The organism is Pseudomonas fitomaticsae (genome assembly GCF_021018765.1).
Classification (GTDB): domain Bacteria; phylum Pseudomonadota; class Gammaproteobacteria; order Pseudomonadales; family Pseudomonadaceae; genus Aquipseudomonas; species Aquipseudomonas fitomaticsae.
Window position 1 is genome coordinate 2,275,520 of record NZ_CP075567.1, and the last position, 20,848, is coordinate 2,296,367.

Genomic DNA, 20,848 nt, shown 5'->3' on the forward strand with positions numbered 1-20,848 from the left:
CGGCGTTTCCTTGTTCAAGCCACGGATTTCGGGTTTAAGCCTAAACTCAAACGTAACGGAGCGTTGCAATACAGCCAAAGCCACAAACAGCCGTACAGTCGTGTTGCCACCTTCCATTGTGTACAATCGCGCTGTTTTTTACGCGATACTTGCCAGCGACCCACTGTGCCGTATTACAGTCACGGTCAATTCGCCGCCGTTCTTCCCGACTCGAGTGCCCATGAACGAACAGTTGCAACCCCTCAAGAAACAACCGCGAGCAGGCAAAGCCGGCCGCAGCGGAACCCAGGACGATATTGTCTATGCGCATATTTTCGAGGCCATCCTCGAACAGCGCCTGGCGCCCGGCACAAAGTTGAGCGAAGAAGCGCTGGGGGAAATTTTCGGGGTCAGCCGCACCATCATTCGCCGCGCGCTTTCGCGTCTGGCCCATGAAGGCGTGGTGCTGTTGCGGCCGAACCGTGGCGCGGTCGTCGCCAGCCCGAGCGTTGAAGAGGCGCGTCAGGTGTTCCTCGCCCGGCGTCTGGTGGAGCGCGCGATCACTGAATTGGCGGTGCAACACGCAACGGCCGAGCAGATCGCCGAACTGCGCCAGATGGTCAACGACGAGCGCGACAGCTTCTCCCGTGGCGATCGCGGTGCCGGCATCCGTCTCTCGGGCGAATTCCATCTGAAACTGGCCGAGGCAGCGAAGAACGCGCCGTTGATCAGCTTCCAGCGCAGCCTGGTTTCGCAGACGTCGCTGATCATTGCCCAATATGAAAGCGGCAACCGCTCGCACTGTTCCTACGACGAGCACACCCAGTTGATCGACGCCATCGAAGCGCGCAACGGCGAGCTGGCGGTGGACCTGATGATGCATCACATGGATCACATCGACAGCAAGCTCAATCTCGATGAGGAAAGTGCTTCGGACGATCTGCATGCGGTGTTCTCGCACCTGTTGCAGACCAAAAAGCCGGGGCGGCCGGCGGTCAAGCTCTGAGTCAGACCGCGTCGCCCCCTATCGCTGGCTTGCCAGCGATAGCAATCTGACAGGCAATAAAAATCCCCCGGACTGCAAAGTACCGGGGGATTTTTTTGGCTGCGGAAAATTAGCGCTGGTGTACCAGCGCACCCGCCGCGTAGGTCTGGGCCACGGTACGGTCATCGCCCAGCGTCATCAGCACGAACAACGTCTCGGCAATGTTGTTGGCCTGCTTCAGGCGGTAGCTCAGCAGCGGCGTGGCGTTGTAGTCGAGTACCAGGAAGTCGGCATCGGAGCCCGGTTGCAGGTTGCCGATCTTGTCTTCCAGGCGCAGCGCCCGCGCGCCGCCGAGAGTAGCGAGGTACAGCGACTTGAACGGGCTCAGGCGCGCACCTTGCAGCTGCATCACTTTGTAGGCTTCGTTCAGGGTCTGCAGCAGCGAGAAACTGGTGCCGCCGCCCACGTCAGTGCCGAGGCCGACGTTCAGCTTGTGCTTCTCGGCCATCGGCAGGTTGAACAGGCCGCTGCCGAGGAAGAAGTTCGAGGTCGGGCAGAACGAGATCGCCGAGCCGGTTTCCGCCAGGCGCGCACATTCGTCGTCGCACAGGTGCACGCCGTGGGCGAACACCGAGCGCTCGCCGAGCAACTGGTAGTGATCGTAGACGTCGAGGTAACCCTTGCGCTCCGGGAACAGCTCCTTGACCCACTCGATTTCCTTGAGGTTTTCGCTGATGTGGGTCTGCATGTACAGATCCGGGTATTCAGTCAGCAATTGGCCGGCGAGGGTCAACTGTTCCGGGGTGCTGGTCGGGGCGAAACGCGGGGTCACGGCGTAGTGCAGGCGACCCTTGCCGTGCCAGCGCTCGATCAGCGCCTTGCTGTCGACGTAGCTGGATTCAGCAGTGTCGGTCAGGTAGTCCGGCGCATTGCGATCCATCATCACCTTGCCGGCGATCATCCGCAGATCCAGCTTCTCGGCCGCTTCAAAGAACGAGTTCACCGATTGCGGATGCACGCTGCCGAACACCAGCGCGGTGGTGGTGCCGTTGCGCAGCAGTTCCTTGATGAAAATGTCCGCCACTTCATCGGCGTGGGCCTTGTCGGCGAACTGGCTTTCGCACGGGAAGGTATAAGTGTTCAGCCAGTCCAGCAGTTGCTCGCCGTAGGCGCCGACCATACCGGTCTGCGGCAGGTGGATGTGGGTGTCGATGAAGCCCGGAGTGATCAGCGCATCCTTGTGATGCGTGATCTCGATGTCCGCCGGCAGGGTCGGCAGCAGTTCGCTGGCGTGGCCGAGGGCGCTGATCTTGCCGCCATCGACCACCAGCAGGCCGTCCTCGAAATACTCGTAGGAGGCTTCGATGCCGACCTCGGCAGGGTCGGCGATGCTGTGCAGGATGGCGGCGCGGTAGGCTTTGCGAGTCAGAGGCATGAGGGTTCTCTAATCAGTTTGAGGCTTTGAGTGTGGCGGCCTGACTGCGGCGCGAAACCGGCAGCAGTTTGGCAATCGGTTCGGCACTGGCGGTGTGCTGGCCGAAATTGGCGTTATAGGTGGCGATGATTTCGCCGGCGATGGAGATGGCGATTTCCACAGGCAGCTTGCCTTTGACTTCGCCGATGCCCATCGGGCAGCGCATGCGTTGTACGACACTGGCGTCGAAACCACGATCACGCAAACGGTGTTCGAACTTGGCCCGTTTGGTTTTCGAGCCGATCAGCCCGAACCAGGTGAAGTCGTTGCGCTTGAGGATCGCGGCGGTGAGTTCCAGATCCAGCTGATGGTTGTGGGTCATGACGATGCAGTAACTGCCTGCGGGCAGGTCGTCGATTTCATCCACGGGCTCCTCGGCGACGATCTTGCGCACGCCGTGGGGAATCTGCTCGGGGAATTCTTCTTCCCGGGAATCGATCCAGCGCACCCGACAGGGCAGGCTGGCGAGCAAGGGTACCAGCGCGCGACCGACATGACCGGCGCCGAACACGGCGATCTGCGCCTGCACCTGGCCCATCGGCTCGAACAACAGCACCGTGGCGCCGCCGCAGCACTGGCCGAGGCTGGCACCGAGGCTGAAGCGCTCCAGATGGGTGTCCTGCTTGCCGCTGGCGAGCATCTCGCGAGCGATCTGCATGGCTTTGTATTCCAGGTGCCCGCCACCGATGGTGTCGAACGTCTGGCGAGCGCTGACGACCATTTTCGAGCCGGCATTGCGCGGCGTCGAGCCGAGCTCTTCGATGATGGTCACCAGAACGCAGGGTTCGCCCCGGTTCTGCAGGTCGGCGAGGGCGTCGATCCAGTTGTACATGTTCACCTCGACATCTGTCGTTGTCTGTTCTGGCCTCTTCGCGAGCAAGCCCGCTCCCACATTGAATTTGCACAAGTCCAACAGTCAGCGCATATCTCTGTGGGAGCGGGCTTGCCCGCGAAGGCTGCACCTCGGTCTTAGAGCGGAGCCAGCTCGGTTTCAGCTTCTACGGCTTTCACTGCCTTGAGCTGGCGCATCTGCTCGCAACCCCACAACACCCGCTCCGGGGTCGCCGGCGCGTCGATCTTCGGTTGATGCTTGTAGTCGCCAAGGCTGGCCACCGCATCCTTGATCGCGCACCACGCGGCGATGCCGAGCATGAACGGCGGCTCACCCACCGCCTTGGAGTGGAACACCGTGTCTTCCGGGTTCTTGCGGTTTTCCACCAGTTTCACTCGCAGGTCCAGCGGCATGTCCGCCACGGCCGGGATCTTGTAGCTGGCCGGGCCGTTGGTCATCAGCTTGCCTTTGTTGTTCCAGACCAGTTCTTCCATGGTCAGCCAGCCCATGCCCTGGACGAAACCGCCTTCGACCTGGCCGATGTCGATGGCCGGGTTCAGCGAGGCGCCGACGTCGTGGAGGATGTCGGTGCGCAGCATCTTGTACTCGCCGGTCAGGGTGTCGACGATCACTTCGCAGCACGCCGCGCCGAAGGCGAAGTAGTAGAACGGCCGGCCACGGGCCTGGCTGCGGTCGTAGTAGATTTTCGGGGTCTTGTAGAACCCGGTGCTCGACAGCGACACCTGGTTGAAATACGCCAGCTGAATCAGCGCTTCGAAGGTCAGGATGTGGTCACGAACCCGCACGTGGCCGTTGTGGAATTCCACGTCTTCTTCGCTGACCTTGTAGTGCCGCGCGGCAAATTCGACCAGGCGTTGCTTGATGATTTCTGCTGCGTTCTGCGCGGCTTTGCCGTTGAGGTCGGCACCGCTGGAGGCCGCGGTCGGCGAGGTGTTCGGCACCTTGTCGGTGTTGGTCGCGGTGATCTGCACGCGATCCATTTCCACCTGGAACACTTCGGCCACGACCTGCGCGACTTTGGTGTTCAGGCCCTGTCCCATTTCCGTGCCGCCGTGGTTCAGATGGATGCTGCCGTCGGTGTAGACGTGCACCAAGGCACCGGCCTGGTTGAGGAAGCTGGCGGTGAAGGAAATGCCGAATTTCACCGGGGTCAGCGCCAGACCTTTTTTCAGGATCGGGCTGTTGGCGTTGTAGCGACGGATCGCTTCGCGACGCTCGGCGTACTGGCTGCTTTCTTCCAGCTCGGCGGTCATCTCTTCGAGCATGTTGTGCTCGACGGTCTGGTAGTAATGGGTGACGTTGCGCTCGGTCTTGCCGTAGTAGTTGGCCTTGCGCACGGCCAGCGGATCGAGGTTGAGGTGACGGGCAATCGCGTCCATCACTTCTTCGATCGCGACCATCCCTTGCGGGCCGCCGAAACCACGGTAGGCGGTGTTCGACGCGGTGTTGGTCTTGCAGCGGTGACCGTTGATGGTCGCATCGCCCAGGTAGTACGAGTTGTCCGAGTGGAACATCGCGCGGTCGACGATCGAGGCCGACAGGTCAGGCGAGCAACCGCAGTTGCCGGCCAGATCCATCGCAATCCCGTGCAGGCGTCCGGTGCTGTCGAAGCCGACGTCGTACTCGACGTAGAACGGGTGACGCTTGCCGGTCATCAGCATGTCTTCGACCCGTGGCAGACGCATCTTGGTCGGCTGGCCGGTGAGGTGCGCGATTACTGCGCACAGGCAGGCCGGGCTCGCGGCCTGAGTTTCCTTGCCGCCGAAACCACCGCCCATGCGGCGCATGTCGACGACGATCTTGTTCATCGACACGTCGAGGACTTCCGCCACCAGTTTCTGCACTTCGGTGGGGTTCTGCGTCGAGCAATAGACGATCATGCCGCCGTCTTCGGTCGGCATCACCGAGGAGATCTGCGTCTCCAGATAGAAGTGTTCCTGGCCGCCAATGTGCAGCGTGCCTTGAATCCGGTGTTCGGCCGTGGCCAGAGCCGTGGTCGAATCGCCGCGCTGGTGGGTGTGGCTGTCGAGCACGAAGTGGCGTTTGCGCAGGGCTTCGACCACGTCCAGCACCGGTTCCAGATCCTCGTATTCGATGATCGCGGCCATGGCGGCCTTGCGTGCGGTTTCCAGATCTTTCGCGGCCACGGCCAGCACCGGTTGACCGACGAACTGCACGTCATCGATAGCCAGCAGCGGATCGCCCGGCAGCAGCGGGCCGATGTCTTTCAGACCCGGCACGTCTTCGTGGGTGATGGCGATGCGTACGCCTTCGAAGGCGTAGCAGGGCTTGGTGTCGATGCTGATGATTTTCGCGTGGGCGCGATCCGACAGCCGTGCGTAAACGTGCAACTGGTTGGGGAATTCCAGGCGGTCGTCGATGTACTGCGCTTCACCGGACACATGCTTGGCGGCGCTGTCGTGCTTGACGCTGCGGCCGACGCCGGTGGTCAGGTCCCTGGCGAACAGTTCAGCCAGTTCAGCTTGTGTTTTCTCTACGCCGTGATGGTTAGACATAAGCGGTCACCCGAGTCTCGATGTGCGGTGTTTGCAGTTCGATGAAGTATTTGCGCAGCAGGTTCTGCGCGCTGAGCAGGCGGTATTCCTTGCTGGCGCGGAAGTCCGAGAGCGGGGTGAAGTCCTCGCCCAGCGCGGTGCAGGCACGTTCCACCACAGCGTTGTTGAACGGCTGGCCGAGCAGCACGGCTTCACAATGAGCGGCGCGTTTCGGGATCGCGGCCATGCCGCCGAAGGCGACGCGGGCGTCGGTGATCACGCCGTTCTCGACGCGCAGGTTGAACGCGGCGCAGACGGCGGAGATGTCGTCGTCCAGACGCTTGGAGACTTTGTAGGCGCGGAAACGCTGCTCGGCCGTGGCGCGTGGGACGATGATTTTCTCGATGAACTCGCTTTCCTGACGCGCGGTGACCCGGTAATCGATGAAGTAATCCTCGAGGGCCAGCGTGCGGCGGGTCTCGCCCTTGCACAGCACGATCTGCGCGCCGAGGGCGATCAGCAGGGGTGGCGAATCACCGATCGGCGAGGCGTTGCCGATGTTGCCGCCGAGGGTGCCCTGGTTGCGGATCTGCAGTGAGGCGAAGCGGTGCAGCAGTTCGCCGAAGTCCGGATACTCGGCGTTCAGTGCTTCGTAGCAGTCGGAGAGGGCGGTGGCGGCGCCGATTTCGATGCGATCCTCGAAGTGCTCGATGCGCTTCATTTCGGCGACGTTGCCGACGTAGATCATCACCGGCAGGGTGCGGTGGAACTGCGTGACTTCCAGCGCCAGATCGGTACCGCCGGCCAGCAGCCGGGCTTGTGGATAAGCGTCGTAGAGATCGGCCAGATCGGCCACGGTCAGCGGCACCAGGCAGCGTTTGTCGCCGCTGTTGAGTTCGCCGATGGACGTCGGGGCAATGGCTTTGAGGCGGGAGATGGTTTCGGCTTCGCGGGCGTCGAACTGATCCGGTTGCTTGCCGCAGCAGGATTGTTCGGCAGCGGCCAGGATCGGCCGGTAACCGGTGCAGCGGCAGAGGTTGCCGGCCAGCGCTTCGTGGGCCTTGGCATGATCCGGTGCATCGCTGTTCTTTTGCAGGGCGAACAGCGACATCACGAAACCGGGGGTGCAGAAACCGCACTGCGAACCGTGGCACTCGACCATGGCTTTCTGCACGCTGTGCAGTTCGCCCTTGTGCTTGAGGTCTTCGACGCTGATCAATTGCTTGCCGTGCAGGGACGATACGAACGTCAGGCACGAGTTGAGGCTGCGATAGCGAATGTGCTCGCGGCCATCGTCATCCGTCTGCAATTCGCCGACCACCACCGTACAGGCGCCGCAGTCACCGCTGGCGCAGCCTTCTTTGGTGCCGGATTTGCCCACGTGTTCACGCAGGTAGTTGAGCACAGTCAGGTTCGGGTCCAGGGCGTGCTCGCTACGGAGTTCCTGGTTGAGTAAAAACTGGATCACGGAAGGCCTCGCAGACTCATTATTGTTGTTGAGCGACTTGAGCCGAATTTAGCAGGTCTGACTTTTCGGTCAATGGTTTTCTGACTTAAAGGTCAGGAAAAACCGTTTTGTCGCTCAACCACGTGTCTCTTCAGTATTGACCCTCATTGGATCAAGCGCTTTTTTGCGGGATTCGTGCCAAAAACCGCTGTGCGGGCACTCCGCCATGACCGCGCATTGCGCTACACTGCGCCGCTTGTGCAGATCGAAGAGTTTGAAGGACAACCATGACGTTCAAGGCGCCGGACAGCCTCGCCGAGCAAATCGCTCACCACCTCGCCGAACGGATCATTCGCGGCGAAATGAAGCCGGGAGAGCGTATCCAGGAACAGAAGGTCACGCTGGCGCTGAACGTCAGCCGCGGTTCGGTCCGCGAAGCCTTGCTGATCCTCGAGCGCCGTCACCTGATCGCGATCCTGCCGCGCCGTGGCGCCCACGTCACCGAGCTGACGGCGCACAAGGTGCAGAGCCTGTGCACGTTGATGAGCGAGTTGTACATCCTGCTCGGCAACGCAGTGGCCAATGGCTGGCAAGTCCAGTCCGACATGGCGCCGTTCGTGCAGATCCAGCAGCGCCTGACCGCCAGCTACGAGCGTCAGGACATCCGCACCTTCGTCGACGACAGCTTCAACGTCATGCGCGCCGCGTACCCGTTCGCCAACAACCCGTACCTGCAGGAAACCGTTGAGAACCTGCAACCGGCCATGAGCCGTGCGTACTTCCTTGCACTGGAACAGCGCAAGGCCGAGATGAGCGAGTTTCTCGAACTGTTCGAACGCCTGCTCGCCGCCGTTCTCGCCCGTGACCTGCCGCAGATCCGCATCGTGCTGACGGCTTACGCCCAGCGCAGCTGCGATCTGGTGGTGTCCGCCCTGACGGTTGCCTGACCTTGCGGCTCAAGTGCATCAAGCTGGCGGGGTTCAAATCCTTCGTCGACCCGACCACGGTGAACTTCCCCAGCAACATGGCGGCCGTCGTCGGGCCGAACGGTTGCGGCAAGTCGAACATCATCGACGCCGTGCGCTGGGTGATGGGCGAAAGCTCGGCCAAGAACCTGCGCGGCGAGTCGATGACCGACGTCATCTTCAACGGCTCGACCAGCCGCAAACCGGTGAGCCAGGCGAGTATCGAACTGGTGTTCGACAACTCCGACGGCACGCTGCTGGGCGAGTGGGCGGCGTACGCGGAAATTTCGATCCGCCGCAAAGTGACCCGCGACAGCCAGACGACTTATTACCTCAACGGTGCCAAATGCCGTCGCCGCGACATCACCGACATCTTCCTCGGCACCGGCCTCGGCCCGCGCAGCTACTCGATCATCGAGCAGGGGATGATCTCCAAGCTGATCGAGTCCAAGCCGGAAGACCTGCGTAACTTCATCGAAGAAGCCGCCGGCATTTCCAAGTACAAGGAGCGCCGGCGCGAGACCGAAAACCGCATCCGCCGCACCCACGAAAACCTTGCCCGTCTGACCGACCTGCGTGAAGAACTCGAACGCCAGCTCGAACGCCTGCACCGTCAGGCCGAGGCCGCCAAGAAGTATCAGGAATACAAGGCTGAAGAGCGCCAGCTCAAGGCGCAATTGTCGGCCCTGCGCTGGCAGGATCTGAACGATCAGGTCGGCCAGCGCGAATCGATCATCGGCAACCAGGAAATCAGCTTCGAAGCGCTGGTCGCCGAGCAACGCAACGCCGATGCAGCGATTGAACGCCTGCGCGACGGTCACCATGACCTGTCCGAGCGCTTCAATCTGGTGCAGGGGCGCTTCTATTCGGTCGGCGGCGACATCGCCCGGGTCGAGCAGAGCATCCAGCACGGTCAACAGCGTTTGCGTCAGTTGCAGGACGACTTGAAGGAGGCCGAGCGCGCGCGCCTCGAAACCGAATCGCACCTGGGCCACGACCGCACCTTGCTGCTGACCCTCGGCGAAGAACTCGATCAACTGACCCCCGAGCAGGAAATCACCAACGCCGCCGCCGAAGAAGCTGCCGCTGCGCTGGAAGATTCCGAAACCGTCATGCACGGCTGGCAGGAGCAGTGGGACGCCTTCAACCTGACCGCCGCCGAACCCCGTCGTCAGGCCGAAGTGCAGCAGTCGCGCATCCAGCAGCTGGAAACCAGCATGGAGCGTCTGGCCGATCGGCAAAAGCGTCTGGGCGAAGAGCGGGCACTGCTGTCGGCCGATCCGGAAGACGCGGCGATCATGGAACTCAGTGAACAGCTCGCAGAGTCCGAAGCCACCCTTGAAGATTTGCAGACCAGCGAAGAAGCCCAGGTCGAAAAGCTCGAGCAACTGCGCCAGGAATTGCAGCAGGCGCTGACCGCACAGCAACAGGCCCAGGGCGATTTGCAGCGCCTCAATGGTCGCCTCGCATCGCTGGAAGCCTTGCAGCAGGCCGCACTCGATCCGGGCACCGGCACCGCTGAATGGCTGAAGGAACACAATCTCGCCGAGCGTCCGCGTCTGGCCGAAGGCCTGAAGGTCGAGGCCGGTTGGGAGCTGGCGGTGGAAACCGTGCTCGGCGCCGACCTGCAAGCGGTGCTGGTGGATGATTTCGACGGCTTCGATTTGTCCGGTTTCGCCCAAGGCGATCTGCGTTTGCTCAGCCCGGGCAATGACGGAGTGCGCGTGGCCGGCAGCCTGCTGGACAAGGTCGAGGCGCAGGTCGATTTGTCGCCCTGGCTCGCTCAGGTCAAACCGGTCGACAGCCTTGAACAGGCACTGGCCCTGCGCGGCCAACTGGCTGCCGGCCAGAGCCTGATCAGCCGCGACGGTTACTGGGTCGGCCGGCATTTTCTGCGGGTGCGCCGCGCCAGCGAAGCCGAAAGCGGCATGCTTGCCCGCGGTCAGGAAATCGAATCGCTGCATGCGGAACGCGAAGAACGCGAAGCCACGGTCGAGGCCATGGAAGCCCGTCTGCAGACCCTGCGCGCGCAACAGCGTCAGCAGGAAAACGGACGTGAACATTTGCGACGCCTGTTGCAGGACGAAGCCCGTCAGCAAGGCGAATTGAAAGCTCAACTGTCCGCCGGCAAAGCCAAGGCCGAGCAGTTGAACCTGCGGCGCACCCGTCTCGACGAAGAACTGGTCGAACTCGCCGAGCAGCGCGAACTGGAACACGAAAACATCGGCGAAGCGCGGATCCAGTTGCAGGACGCCCTCGACGCCATGGCCCTCGACACCGAGCAGCGCGAATTGCTGCTGGCCCAGCGCGACAGCCTGCGCGAGCGCCTGGATCGCGTGCGTCAGGAAGCCCGTCAGCACAAGGATCACGCCCATCAATTGGCCGTTCGCCTTGGTTCGCTGCGGGCTCAGCATGATTCGACCCGCCAGGCCCTTGAGCGTCTGGAAATGCAGGCCGAGCGCCTCACCGAAAAACGTGAACAGCTCAGCCTGAATCTGGAGGAGGGCGAGGCGCCGCTGGAAGAGCTGCGTCTGAAACTCGAAGAGTTGCTCGACAAGCGCATGAGCGTCGACGACGAACTCAAGACTGCCCAGATCGCTCTGGAAGACGCCGATCGCGAACTGCGCGACGCGGAAAAACGCCGGACCCAGGCCGAGCAGCAATCGCAATTGATCCGTGGCCAGCTCGAGCAGCAACGCATGGAATGGCAGGCCCTGACCGTGCGCCGCAAGGCCCTGCAGGATCAACTGCTGGAAGACGGCTACGATCTGCACGGCGTGCTCAACACCCTGACCGCCGAGGCCAGCGAGAAGGCTGCCGAAGAAGAACTTGAACGCATCGCCGCGCGCATTCAGCGCCTGGGCGCGATCAACCTCGCGGCGATCGACGAATACACGCAACAATCCGAGCGTAAACGTTATCTGGATGCCCAGGACGCCGATCTGGTCGAAGCCCTGGAGACCCTGGAAAACGTCATCCGCAAGATCGACAAGGAAACCCGTAACCGTTTCAAAGATACCTTTGATCAGATCAATGGCGGTTTACAGGCGCTTTTTCCGAAAGTTTTCGGTGGTGGGCGCGCGTATTTGGAACTGACGGGCGAAGATCTACTCGATACAGGGGTGACGATCATGGCGCAGCCGCCCGGGAAGAAGAACAGCACCATCCATTTGCTTTCCGGCGGCGAAAAAGCCCTGACGGCACTGGCACTGGTTTTTGCGATCTTCAAGTTGAATCCGGCGCCGTTCTGCATGCTCGATGAAGTTGACGCACCACTGGATGACGCTAACGTTGGACGCTACGCACGATTGGTCAAAGAGATGTCGCAGACCGTGCAGTTCATCTATATCACCCACAACAAGATCGCCATGGAAATGGCTGACCAGTTGATGGGTGTGACGATGCACGAGCCGGGTTGTTCGCGACTGGTAGCCGTGGATGTCGAGGAGGCGATGGCGATGGTGGATGCCTGAGCCGGCGCGTGTCGGAAAAGGTATTTGTAGTCTGTAGGACATATTTACCGGCTTCGACTTGCTGGCCAATCGACATAATCGCGCAAGCCAATGAGACAGACGGTGTAAAGTTGTCTTTGGTCGTGCTAGTTTAATGTCAATTTTTCGTATACGTGGGCAAAACGCCTGTCAGAACATAGAGTTGGCGCCACGTTTTAAAGCGGTTTACACAGTGTAAACCCCTTATTTTTCAGCATTTTTTATAGAGGCACGGGATTACATGGAAATCGGTCTGCGCGAGTGGCTGATCGTCATCGGCATCATTGTGATAGCCGGTATTCTTTTCGATGGCTGGCGCCGTATGCGCGGCGGCAAGGGAAAACTGAAATTCCGTCTTGACCGAAGTCTGTCCAACCTGCCGGACGAGGACACCAGCGCCGAGCTGTTGGGCCCGGCCCGCGTGCTGGATACCCATAAAGAGCCGCAACTGGACGAACACGATCTGCCATCGGTGAGCATGCCGGCCCGCGAAGCACGCGAGCCTCGCGAATCCGGTTCCAAGCGCGGCAAGCGTGGCAGCAACGGTCCGGCCCAGGGCGACCTGAACCTCAATCTGGATCTGGACGGCGGCCCGAGCTTCAGCAGCCGCGACGATGATTTCGTCGAGCCTGTTGCCAAGTCGTCGCCTGCTGCGGCCGACAAGGATCAGCCGCAAGCCGAAGAAGTGCTGGTGATCAGCGTGATCTGCCGCGATCCGGCCGGCTTCAAGGGCCCGGCACTGTTGCAGAACATTCTGGAAAGCGGTCTGCGTTTCGGCGAGATGGATATTTTCCACCGTCACGAAAGCATGGCCGGCAATGGCGAAGTGCTGTTCTCCATGGCCAACGCGGTCAAGCCGGGCATCTTCGATCTGGACGACATCGACCATTTCAGCACCCCGGCGGTGAGCTTCTTCCTCGGCCTGCCAGGCCCACGTCATCCGAAGCAGGCCTTCGACGTGATGGTCGCGGCAGCCCGCAAGCTGTCCCAGGAACTGAACGGCGAATTGAAAGATGACCAGCGCAGCGTCCTGACCGCGCAGACCATCGAGCACTACCGTCAGCGCATCGTCGAATTCGAACGTCGCGCCCTGACCCAGAAGCGTTGATTGAAAAGGTTGCCTCGCAATAAAGGGGCAATCGGCAAAATAGATTGAGCAGCCTCGGCTGCTCTTTTGCTTTATGAGAGAACACCCATGACTGCCGCCAAAGACCGCATTCTAGAGCTGCGCGCTGAGCTCGATCAGCACAACTACCGTTACCACGTCCTCGATGAGCCGAGCATTCCGGATGCCGAGTACGACCGGTTGTTCCACGAGCTCAAGGCGCTGGAAGCGGCCAACCCGGAACTGATCACCAGCGACTCGCCGACCCAGCGTGTCGGCAGCGTGGCGCTGACCGCGTTCACCCAGGTGCGTCACGAAGTGCCGATGCTCAGCCTCGGCAACGCCTTCGAAGAAACCGACATGCGCGAGTTCGACCGCCGGGTGACCGAAGGTCTGGACCTGCCGGCCGGTGATCTTTTCGGCGGTGGCGCTGCGGTGGAATACAGCTGCGAGCCGAAACTCGACGGTCTGGCGGTCAGCCTGCTGTATCAGGACGGCGTGCTGGTACGCGGCGCCACGCGCGGCGACGGCACCACTGGCGAAGACATCAGCGTCAACGTGCGCACGGTGCGCAACATTCCGCTGAAGTTGCACGGCACGGGCTGGCCGGCGACCCTGGAAGTGCGCGGCGAAGTGTTCATGTCCAAGGCCGGTTTCGAACGCCTCAATGCCTCGCAACTGGAAGTCGGCGGCAAGACCTTCGCCAACCCGCGCAACGCCGCCGCCGGCAGCCTGCGTCAGCTGGATTCGAAGATCACCGCCAACCGTCCGCTGGAATTCTGCTGCTACGGCATCGGCCAGGTCTCTCACGATATTTCCGACACCCATATCGGCAACCTCAAGCAACTACAAGCCTGGGGCATGCCGATCAGCCACGAATTGAAGCTGGCCAAAGGCATCGGCGAGTGTCTGGACTACTACCGCGATATCGGCGAACGGCGTAATTCGCTGGCCTATGAAATCGACGGCGTGGTGTTCAAGGTCAACAGCATTGCCGATCAGCGCGAACTGGGCTTCCGTGCCCGGGAACCGCGCTGGGCCATCGCCCACAAATTCCCGGCCATGGAAGAACTCACCGAACTGCTCGACGTGGAATTCCAGGTCGGCCGCACCGGTGCCGTCACGCCTGTGGCGCGGTTGAAACCGGTCAAGGTCGCTGGCGTCACCGTGGCCAACGCTACGCTGCACAACATGGACGAAGTCGCCCGGTTGGGCCTGATGATCGGCGACACGGTGATCATTCGCCGCGCCGGTGACGTGATCCCGCAAGTGGTGCAAGTGGTCGTGGAGCGTCGCCCGGAAGATGCGCGGCCGGTGCAGATTCCCGAGAGCTGCCCGGTCTGCGGATCCCACGTCGAGCGCACGCAACTGGTCAAGCGCAGCAAGGGCAAGGAAACCATCAGCGAAGGCGCGGTGTATCGCTGCGTCGGCCGACTGGCCTGCGGTGCACAGCTCAAGCAGGCGATCATTCACTTCGTTTCCCGTCGAGCGATGGACATCGAAGGCCTCGGTGACAAGAGCGTCGAGCAACTGGTGGACGAAGGTCTGGTCAGTTCGCCGGCTGACCTCTACGCGCTGAAGTTCGACGACATCGTCGACCTTGAAGGCTTTGCCGAAGTGTCGAGCAACAAGTTGCTGGCTGCGATTGAAGACAGCAAGAAGCCGGGTCTGGCGCGCTTCATCTATGCGCTGGGCATTCCGGATGTCGGCGAGGAGACGGCCAAGGTGCTGGCGCGTTCGCTGGGGTCGCTGGAGCGTGTTCAGCAAGCCTTGCCGCAGGTGCTGACGTACCTGCCGGACATCGGCCTGGAAGTGGCGCACGAGATTCACAGCTTCTTCGAAGATGCGCACAACCAGCAGGTGATCACCGAGTTGCTGGGGCACGGTTTGCAGATTCAGGATCAGGGCGAGCTGGGCGCCGAGTTTGCCGCCAGCACCACGCTGGGTGGCTTCCTCGACAAGCTGCACATTCCTTCGGTCGGACCGGGCGGGGCGCAGAAGCTGGCGGACAAGTTCGAATCGCTGGAAGGGGTGATGAACGCGGACTGGCTGGACATGCGTCAGGCGTTGCCGGAGAAGCAGGCTAATTCGGTTCGCGAGTTTTTCGCCTTGCCCGAGCATCGTCAACTGGCTGAAGACGCCGAGAAGCAACTGCGCGATTTCGGCATGCACTGGCAGAGTGAAAAGAAAGTCGTCGAAGGTCTGCCGCTGGCCGGCGAAACCTGGGTGCTGACCGGCAAGGTCGAGCTGATGAGCCGCGACGTCGCCAAGGAACACCTGGAAAGCCTCGGCGCCAAGGTCGCGGGTTCCGTGTCGGCCAAGACCCATTGCGTGGTCGCCGGTCCGGGCGCGGGGTCGAAACTGACCAAGGCCAACGAGCTGGGCGTGAAGGTGATGGATGAAGAGGCGTTTATCGCGTTCCTGGAAGGACACGGTATTTCCGCCTGACGCAACGCGCGGGAACGATCAACTCGCCGGAATGATCTAGTCTTGGCAAGCCCCAGGGAGAGATCGCCATGTACCGCTTTTTCGAGCAGCTCAGTTCCCGCATCGTCGCGCCGTTCATGGGCGAATCCTCGCGCAACAGCAAAGTCTGGCCGTGCCGCTGCGGCCAGTCGCTGTTCTTTCGCAACAGTCAGTGCCTGGCCTGCAACGCGGCGCTGGGTTATCAACCGGAGCACAGTCGGCTGACTTCGATGCAGCCGGGGCCGCAGGAAGGCACCTGGATACTGGATGCCGATCCCGAGGCCGGGCTGTTCCGGCGCTGCGCCAACCTCGACACTCCGGCGGCCTGCAACTGGCTGCTGCCCGCCAACGATCACGACACCCTGTGCGCGGCCTGCGATCTGAATCGCACCATCCCCGACCTGTCCGTCCCGGAAAACCCCGAACGCTGGCGCAAGGTGGAAATCGCCAAACGGCGGCTGGTGGCGCAGCTGATCAGCCTCGGCCTGCCGGTCATCCCGAAAACCGTCGACGAAGACACCGGCCTGGCCTTCGATTTCATCGGTGTCGATCTGGAGGGCAACGCGCCCATGACCGGCCACGCCAACGGCCTGATCACCCTCGACATCGCAGAAGCCGACGACGCCCACCGCGAGCGGGTCCGGGCGCAGATGCACGAGCCTTATCGCACATTGCTCGGGCACTTTCGTCATGAAGTCGGGCATTTCTACTGGGATCGCCTGATCGACAATGGCCCGTGGCTCGGCTCGTTCCGCAACCTGTTCGGCGATGAACGCGCCAGTTATGCGCAAGCGCTGGAGCGGCATTATCAACAGGGCGCACCGGCCGATTGGTCGCAGCATTACGTCAGTGCCTACGCCACCATGCACCCGTGGGAAGACTGGGCGGAAACCTGGGCGCATTACCTGCACATGATGGACGCGGTGGACACTGCGCTGGGTTTTGGCATGAGTGCCAGGGAGATGGATCTGGATTACCAGCCTTTCCCGTCGAGCACGCTCTACGACCCCGAACATCCTGGCGGCGCGGCGTTCCTGTCGTTCGTCAATGCATGGATCGAACTGGCCGGCATGCTCAACGAACTGTCGCGCAGCATGGGCCAGCCGGATTTCTATCCGTTCGTGCTGCCACCGGCGGCGATCGCCAAGTTGCACTTCATTCATCTGGTGATCCAGCAAGAGGGTGGCCGGGCGGACGAGGTGCTTCAGGCGCAATAGCAAGTGCTTGAAGCCCTTCATATTTTTTATCTACAACCAGCGGTTGTAACTTCGTCTCAGATAGGTACAATGGCGCGGCTCGCCGACAGGTGAGCGTCGTTATGGTGACCCTATCGGTCCCCCCGCAACGATTACCCGTGAACCTGGTCAGAGCCGGAAGGCAGCAGCCACAGCGGGAACATTGTGTGCCGGGGTGTGGCTGGTAGGGTTACCACCTTAACGGCGCAAAAAAATCCAGACTCAACATTTTCACACGACCCCGATCCTCTTCGGCGTTGTGTTTTCTGCTGTCTGGATATCAGGCTGGTCCCTACTTTTCCTCGCCAGGAGGCTTCTCATGTCATTTTCCAAGCTCATTCTCTGCCTGATGGCATCCGCCATGCTTGCATCTTGCGCCACGCCACTGACGCCCCAGGAGCTGAAGGCGCAGGAGGCTGAAACGGCGGCTGCCCGCGACTACTTTTCGCGCAAGGTCGAACTCACCGATGATGGCGGTGATTCAGCCGGTTACACCACGCTGGAGCTGAAAAACACGGCCGACGGATACGTCCTCGCCTACTACGGCAAGGACAAGGCGACCCCTCTCTATACCGAGCAGGTGACCGAGTGCGTCGGCAAGTCCGGCCCGTTTCCTTCGCTCGATTGCAAGCTGTACAACGGCGTTCACCGCTGGGCGGGCTTTTCCTACACCGTGGCGGCTGAAGACACGGTCGTGAAAGACCCACGACTGATTCCGATGCAAAGCCGGATCAACGTCAAAAAAGGCGACATCATCGTGATGACGCGCCACTCTCCGCAGCACTGGCGGTTTGCAGGTCGGTTCGCGCAGGAGTGACGCGCAGTCTATCGCCGCATTGAGGTTGATGGCGACCATGAGGTCGGCGTGTGCGCTGGAACGCCAAGAGGGGCTCATTCTGAAGCCCCTTTTTCATGGCTTCAATTCGGGGGAGGGCTCTGAAGCGCCGGTATACAGCCGGATAATGTCATCGATCTCCCCGGACATTTTCATCCGCAGCAACGTACGCAATATTCTCTGCACCGGCACATGCGGATCATTGCGCACATAACAGCCGACCTGCTGCTCCTGCAGCACCGCCACCGCTTGCAGTTGCTGCCCCGGCAGCAGGTGCTGGTTGAACCAGTCCAGCGTCCATTGATTGCTCACGGAGTAGCGGTAGCGGCCGGCCAGCAGTTTGTCCAGAACCTGCTCCTGATTGCGCGCGTCTTCGCGCCATAGTCGATCGGCATCGAACAAGGGTTGCAGGGTGGGATAGCTGTAGCCGAGCACGGTGCCGATCGACTGGCGGGGCAGGTGGGCCGGATCCGTGTTGGGCAGTTGGTCCTGACGACTGATCAGCAGGTCACGCTGGAAAAACAGCGGAATGCTCCAGATGTAGTCCCCGGACAGGTTCGGCAGCCAGGATTGTGCGGCATAGCAGCGCACGTCGACTTCGCCGTGTTCCATGGCGTTCTGCACCCGGGTGCGGGGCAGGACGTGAAATTGCGCCGGCACGCCGACCTGGGTCGCCAGGCTGAGCATCATGTCGTAGAGAATGCCCTGGGTCGGGCGACCGCGTTCGATCTGCACCATCGGCATCGCCCAGCTGTCGGCAACCACGAAGCGCAGCGGCGGTTGCGACGCCATCGCGCTCAGGCTCAATCCCAGTAATGCCCCCACGGCCCACCGCATAAACGCTCCGGTAATTCCCGATCCCGAGCCGACAAAAGCCCTCGCTCATGCAGCTTAGCCAGAATAGACGAGCACACCGGATGCAATTTTGCCCTTGCTCCGCTAGCATTAGCCGCTTCTGCTTCCTTTGCCGCGACGGTTTTCGATGAGTTATCAGGTTCTTGCACGTAAATGGCGTCCGCGCTCGTTCCGCGAAATGGTCGGCCAGACCCATGTGCTCAAGGCTCTGATCAATGCCTTGGACAGCCAGCGCCTGCACCACGCCTACCTCTTCACCGGTACGCGGGGCGTCGGCAAGACCACGATTGCGCGGATCATCGCCAAATGCCTGAACTGTGAAACAGGTATCACTTCAAGCCCGTGCGGCGAGTGTTCGGTGTGCCGCGAGATCGATGAAGGTCGTTTCGTCGACCTGATCGAGATCGACGCCGCGAGCCGTACCAAGGTCGAGGACACCCGCGAGCTGCTCGACAACGTGCAGTACGCCCCGAGCCGCGGGCGCTTCAAGGTCTACCTGATCGACGAAGTGCACATGCTCTCCAGCCATTCCTTCAATGCGCTGCTGAAAACCCTCGAAGAGCCGCCGCCCTACGTCAAGTTCATCCTGGCGACCACCGACCCGCAGAAACTTCCGGCAACGATTTTGTCGCGATGCCTGCAGTTCTCCCTGAAGAACATGACCCCGGAGCGGGTGGTCGAGCATCTGACTCACGTTCTCGGCGCCGAAAACGTCCCGTTCGAAGACGATGCCCTGTGGCTGCTCGGCCGCGCGGCGGACGGTTCGATGCGTGATGCCATGAGCCTGACCGACCAGGCCATCGCCTTCGGTGAAGGCAAGGTGTTGGCGGCCGACGTGCGGGCGATGCTCGGTACGCTGGATCACGGCCAGGTCTACGACGTACTGCACGCGCTGATCGAAGGCGACGCCAAGGCGTTGCTCGAAGCCGTGCGCCATCTGGCCGAACAGGGGCCGGACTGGAACGGCGTGCTCTCGGAAATTCTCAACGTTCTGCACCGCGTCGCCATCGCCCAGGCGTTGCCGGAAGGTGTCGACAACGGCCACGGCGACCGTGACCGGGTGCTGGCACTGGCCCAGGCCTTGCCGGCCGAAGACGTGCAGTTCTATTACCAGATGGGCCTGATCGGCCGCCGCGACTTGCCGCTGGCGCCGGACCCGCGAGGCGGTTTCGAAATGGTGCTGCTGCGGATGCTGGCCTTCCGGCCGGCAGACACGGCGGATGCCCCGAGGCAACCGCTAAAGCCGGTGGGGATCAGCCAGGCCACAGTTGATTCCGCAAACTCAGTGGCTGCCGCGCCGAAACCTGCGCCGGTAGTTGCTGCGGCTGTTGCGCCCGCGCCGGCTCCGGTGGTTGCACCGGCGCTTGCTCCCGAGCCTGCACCGGTTGCCCCGGTGATTGCGTCTGAACCCGTTCCTGAGCCAGAGCCAGAGCCAGTCGCTGTCGAAGAGGTCGTCGATCTGCCATGGAACGACCCGGTAGAACCGGCGCCTGTGCAGCAGCCATCGGTCGAGCCGGTTCTTGAAACCACCGCCGAACAGCCGGACCTACCGCCAATGCCGTTGCCGACCCCGGACAGCGTCGTGCCGGATGCCCCGGAATGGGCCGCCGCGCCGATCCCCGAGCCGTCGGTCGCCGAGGTCGATGCCGCCACGCCGGGCATGGACATGGACGACGAGCCGCCGCTCGACGAGGACTACATCGAGCCGGACATGGATTCGGCCTACAGTTACCTCGACGATCTGGCCAGCGAACACGCCGCAGAACCGGCCCCGGAACCCGAGCCGGAACCTGCCGCCGCGCCGGCCACCGGTCTGGCCCTGCAATGGCTCGAGCTGTTCCCGCAACTGCCGATCTCCGGCATGACCGGCAGCATCGCCGCCAACTGCACGCTGATCGCGGTCGATGGTGACAACTGGCTGATGCACCTGGACCCGGCCCACAGCGCCTTGTTCAACGCCACCCAGCAGCGTCGTCTGAACGATGCGCTGAACCAGTTCCACGGCCGCACGCTGACCCTGACCATCGAGCTGATCAAGCCCGAGCAGGAAACCCCGGCCCAGGCCGCGTCCCGGCGCCGTGCCAACCGTCAGCGCGAGGCGGAGGAATCGATCCACGGCGATCCGTTCATCCAGCAGATGGTCCAGCAGTTCGGTGCGGTCGTGCGACACGATACTATTGAACCTGTCGACGCCCTGGTCAGTCAGGGCTAATAACTGAAGGCGCTCGGCGCAAGTCGCCGGGCGCTGTATTGATCCAAGTACTTTTGAGGTGATTACCATGATGAAAGGTGGCATGGCCGGCCTGATGAAGCAGGCGCAGCAAATGCAGGAAAAAATGGCCAAGATGCAGGAAGAGCTGGCCAACGCAGAAGTCACCGGCAAGGCCGGCGGCGATCTGGTCACCGTGGTGATGACCGGTCGTCATGACGTGAAAAAAGTCAGCATCGACCCGAGCGTACTGCCGGGCCTGGACGAAGACGACCGTGAAGTGGTCGAGGATCTGGTGGCCGCAGCCGTCAATGCCGCCGTGCGTCAGATCGAAGCCAACAGCCAGGCCAAGATGGGCAGCATGACCGCTGGCATGAACCTGCCGGCCGGTATGAAACTGCCGTTCTGATTCGCCTTTGCAGGTTGGATGAGCTACAAAAAATGCCAGGCATCG

The 20,848-nt window shown here is 61.8% G+C and carries 14 protein-coding genes and 1 other RNA gene; 10 read left to right on the forward strand and 5 right to left on the reverse strand.

What is annotated here, in order from left to right; genetic code table 11:
• Positions 1 to 220 precede the first annotated feature (220 nt).
• On the forward strand, positions 221 to 985 hold the full coding sequence (locus KJY40_RS10360) for a GntR family transcriptional regulator (protein ID WP_007952027.1): 765 nt from the start codon (positions 221 to 223) through the stop codon (positions 983 to 985).
• A 109-nt stretch (positions 986 to 1,094) separates the two neighbouring features.
• On the opposite strand, the gene guaD is transcribed toward KJY40_RS10360, so the two are convergent.
• The 4 genes from guaD to xdhA all read right to left on the reverse strand — a co-directional run bounded on the left by guaD (position 1,095) and on the right by xdhA (position 7,254).
• The gene (guaD, locus tag KJY40_RS10365) at positions 1,095 to 2,399 is read right to left on the reverse strand and encodes a guanine deaminase (protein WP_230736540.1); all 1,305 of its coding nucleotides are present in this window, start codon (positions 2,397 to 2,399) and stop codon (positions 1,095 to 1,097) included.
• Positions 2,400 to 2,412: 13 nt separating this feature from the next.
• Entirely contained in the window at positions 2,413 to 3,270 is an 858-nt protein-coding gene (gene xdhC / locus KJY40_RS10370) for a xanthine dehydrogenase accessory protein XdhC (protein ID WP_230736542.1), read from the reverse strand.
• A 137-nt stretch (positions 3,271 to 3,407) separates the two neighbouring features.
• Entirely contained in the window at positions 3,408 to 5,807 is a 2,400-nt protein-coding gene (xdhB, locus tag KJY40_RS10375; RefSeq protein ID WP_230736544.1) for a xanthine dehydrogenase molybdopterin binding subunit, read from the reverse strand.
• Positions 5,800 to 7,254 carry a xanthine dehydrogenase small subunit gene (xdhA, locus tag KJY40_RS10380; RefSeq protein ID WP_007952021.1) on the reverse strand — a complete coding sequence of 485 codons (1,455 nt, stop codon included), beginning with the start codon at positions 7,252 to 7,254 and terminating at the stop codon, positions 5,800 to 5,802. Before xdhA ends, xdhB begins: the two co-directional genes overlap by 8 nt.
• Positions 7,255 to 7,520: 266 nt before the next feature.
• Here xdhA and KJY40_RS10385 point away from each other — a divergent pair, with 266 nt between their 5' ends.
• From KJY40_RS10385 to KJY40_RS10415, 7 genes are all read left to right on the forward strand, one after another.
• The gene (locus KJY40_RS10385) at positions 7,521 to 8,180 is read left to right on the forward strand and encodes a GntR family transcriptional regulator (protein ID WP_007952019.1); all 660 of its coding nucleotides are present in this window, start codon (positions 7,521 to 7,523) and stop codon (positions 8,178 to 8,180) included.
• 2 nt (positions 8,181 to 8,182) lie between these two features.
• Positions 8,183 to 11,671 carry a chromosome segregation protein SMC gene (gene smc, locus KJY40_RS10390; RefSeq protein WP_230736547.1) on the forward strand — a complete coding sequence of 1,163 codons (3,489 nt, stop codon included), beginning with the start codon at positions 8,183 to 8,185 and terminating at the stop codon, positions 11,669 to 11,671.
• Positions 11,672 to 11,930: 259 nt separating this feature from the next.
• A complete protein-coding gene (gene zipA / locus KJY40_RS10395) occupies positions 11,931 to 12,797 on the forward strand; it encodes a cell division protein ZipA (RefSeq protein WP_230736549.1) in 867 nt (288 codons plus the stop codon).
• Positions 12,798 to 12,884: 87 nt separating this feature from the next.
• Complete coding sequence (gene ligA, locus KJY40_RS10400; RefSeq protein ID WP_230736550.1) at positions 12,885 to 15,242, forward strand: NAD-dependent DNA ligase LigA; 2,358 nt, start codon at positions 12,885 to 12,887, stop codon at positions 15,240 to 15,242.
• Positions 15,243 to 15,310: 68 nt separating this feature from the next.
• Complete coding sequence (locus tag KJY40_RS10405; RefSeq protein ID WP_230736552.1) at positions 15,311 to 16,477, forward strand: zinc-binding metallopeptidase family protein; 1,167 nt, start codon at positions 15,311 to 15,313, stop codon at positions 16,475 to 16,477.
• 111 nt (positions 16,478 to 16,588) lie between these two features.
• An RNA gene (gene ffs / locus KJY40_RS10410) (signal recognition particle sRNA small type) lies at positions 16,589 to 16,685 on the forward strand.
• 129 nt (positions 16,686 to 16,814) lie between these two features.
• The gene (locus KJY40_RS10415) at positions 16,815 to 17,312 is read left to right on the forward strand and encodes a hypothetical protein (RefSeq protein WP_230736554.1); all 498 of its coding nucleotides are present in this window, start codon (positions 16,815 to 16,817) and stop codon (positions 17,310 to 17,312) included.
• Between the two features lie 93 nt (positions 17,313 to 17,405).
• On the opposite strand, the gene KJY40_RS10420 is transcribed toward KJY40_RS10415, so the two are convergent.
• Entirely contained in the window at positions 17,406 to 18,167 is a 762-nt protein-coding gene (locus tag KJY40_RS10420; protein ID WP_230736557.1) for a substrate-binding periplasmic protein, read from the reverse strand.
• Between the two features lie 145 nt (positions 18,168 to 18,312).
• On the opposite strand from KJY40_RS10420, the gene dnaX reads away from it, so the two are divergent.
• Positions 18,313 to 20,397 (forward strand): DNA polymerase III subunit gamma/tau, encoded by a 2,085-nt coding sequence (dnaX, locus tag KJY40_RS10425; RefSeq protein WP_230736558.1) that lies wholly within the window; start codon positions 18,313 to 18,315, stop codon positions 20,395 to 20,397.
• 67 nt (positions 20,398 to 20,464) lie between these two features.
• Positions 20,465 to 20,803, forward strand: coding sequence for a YbaB/EbfC family nucleoid-associated protein (locus tag KJY40_RS10430; RefSeq protein ID WP_007951650.1), 339 nt, complete (start codon positions 20,465 to 20,467; stop codon positions 20,801 to 20,803).
• Positions 20,804 to 20,848 lie beyond the last annotated feature (45 nt).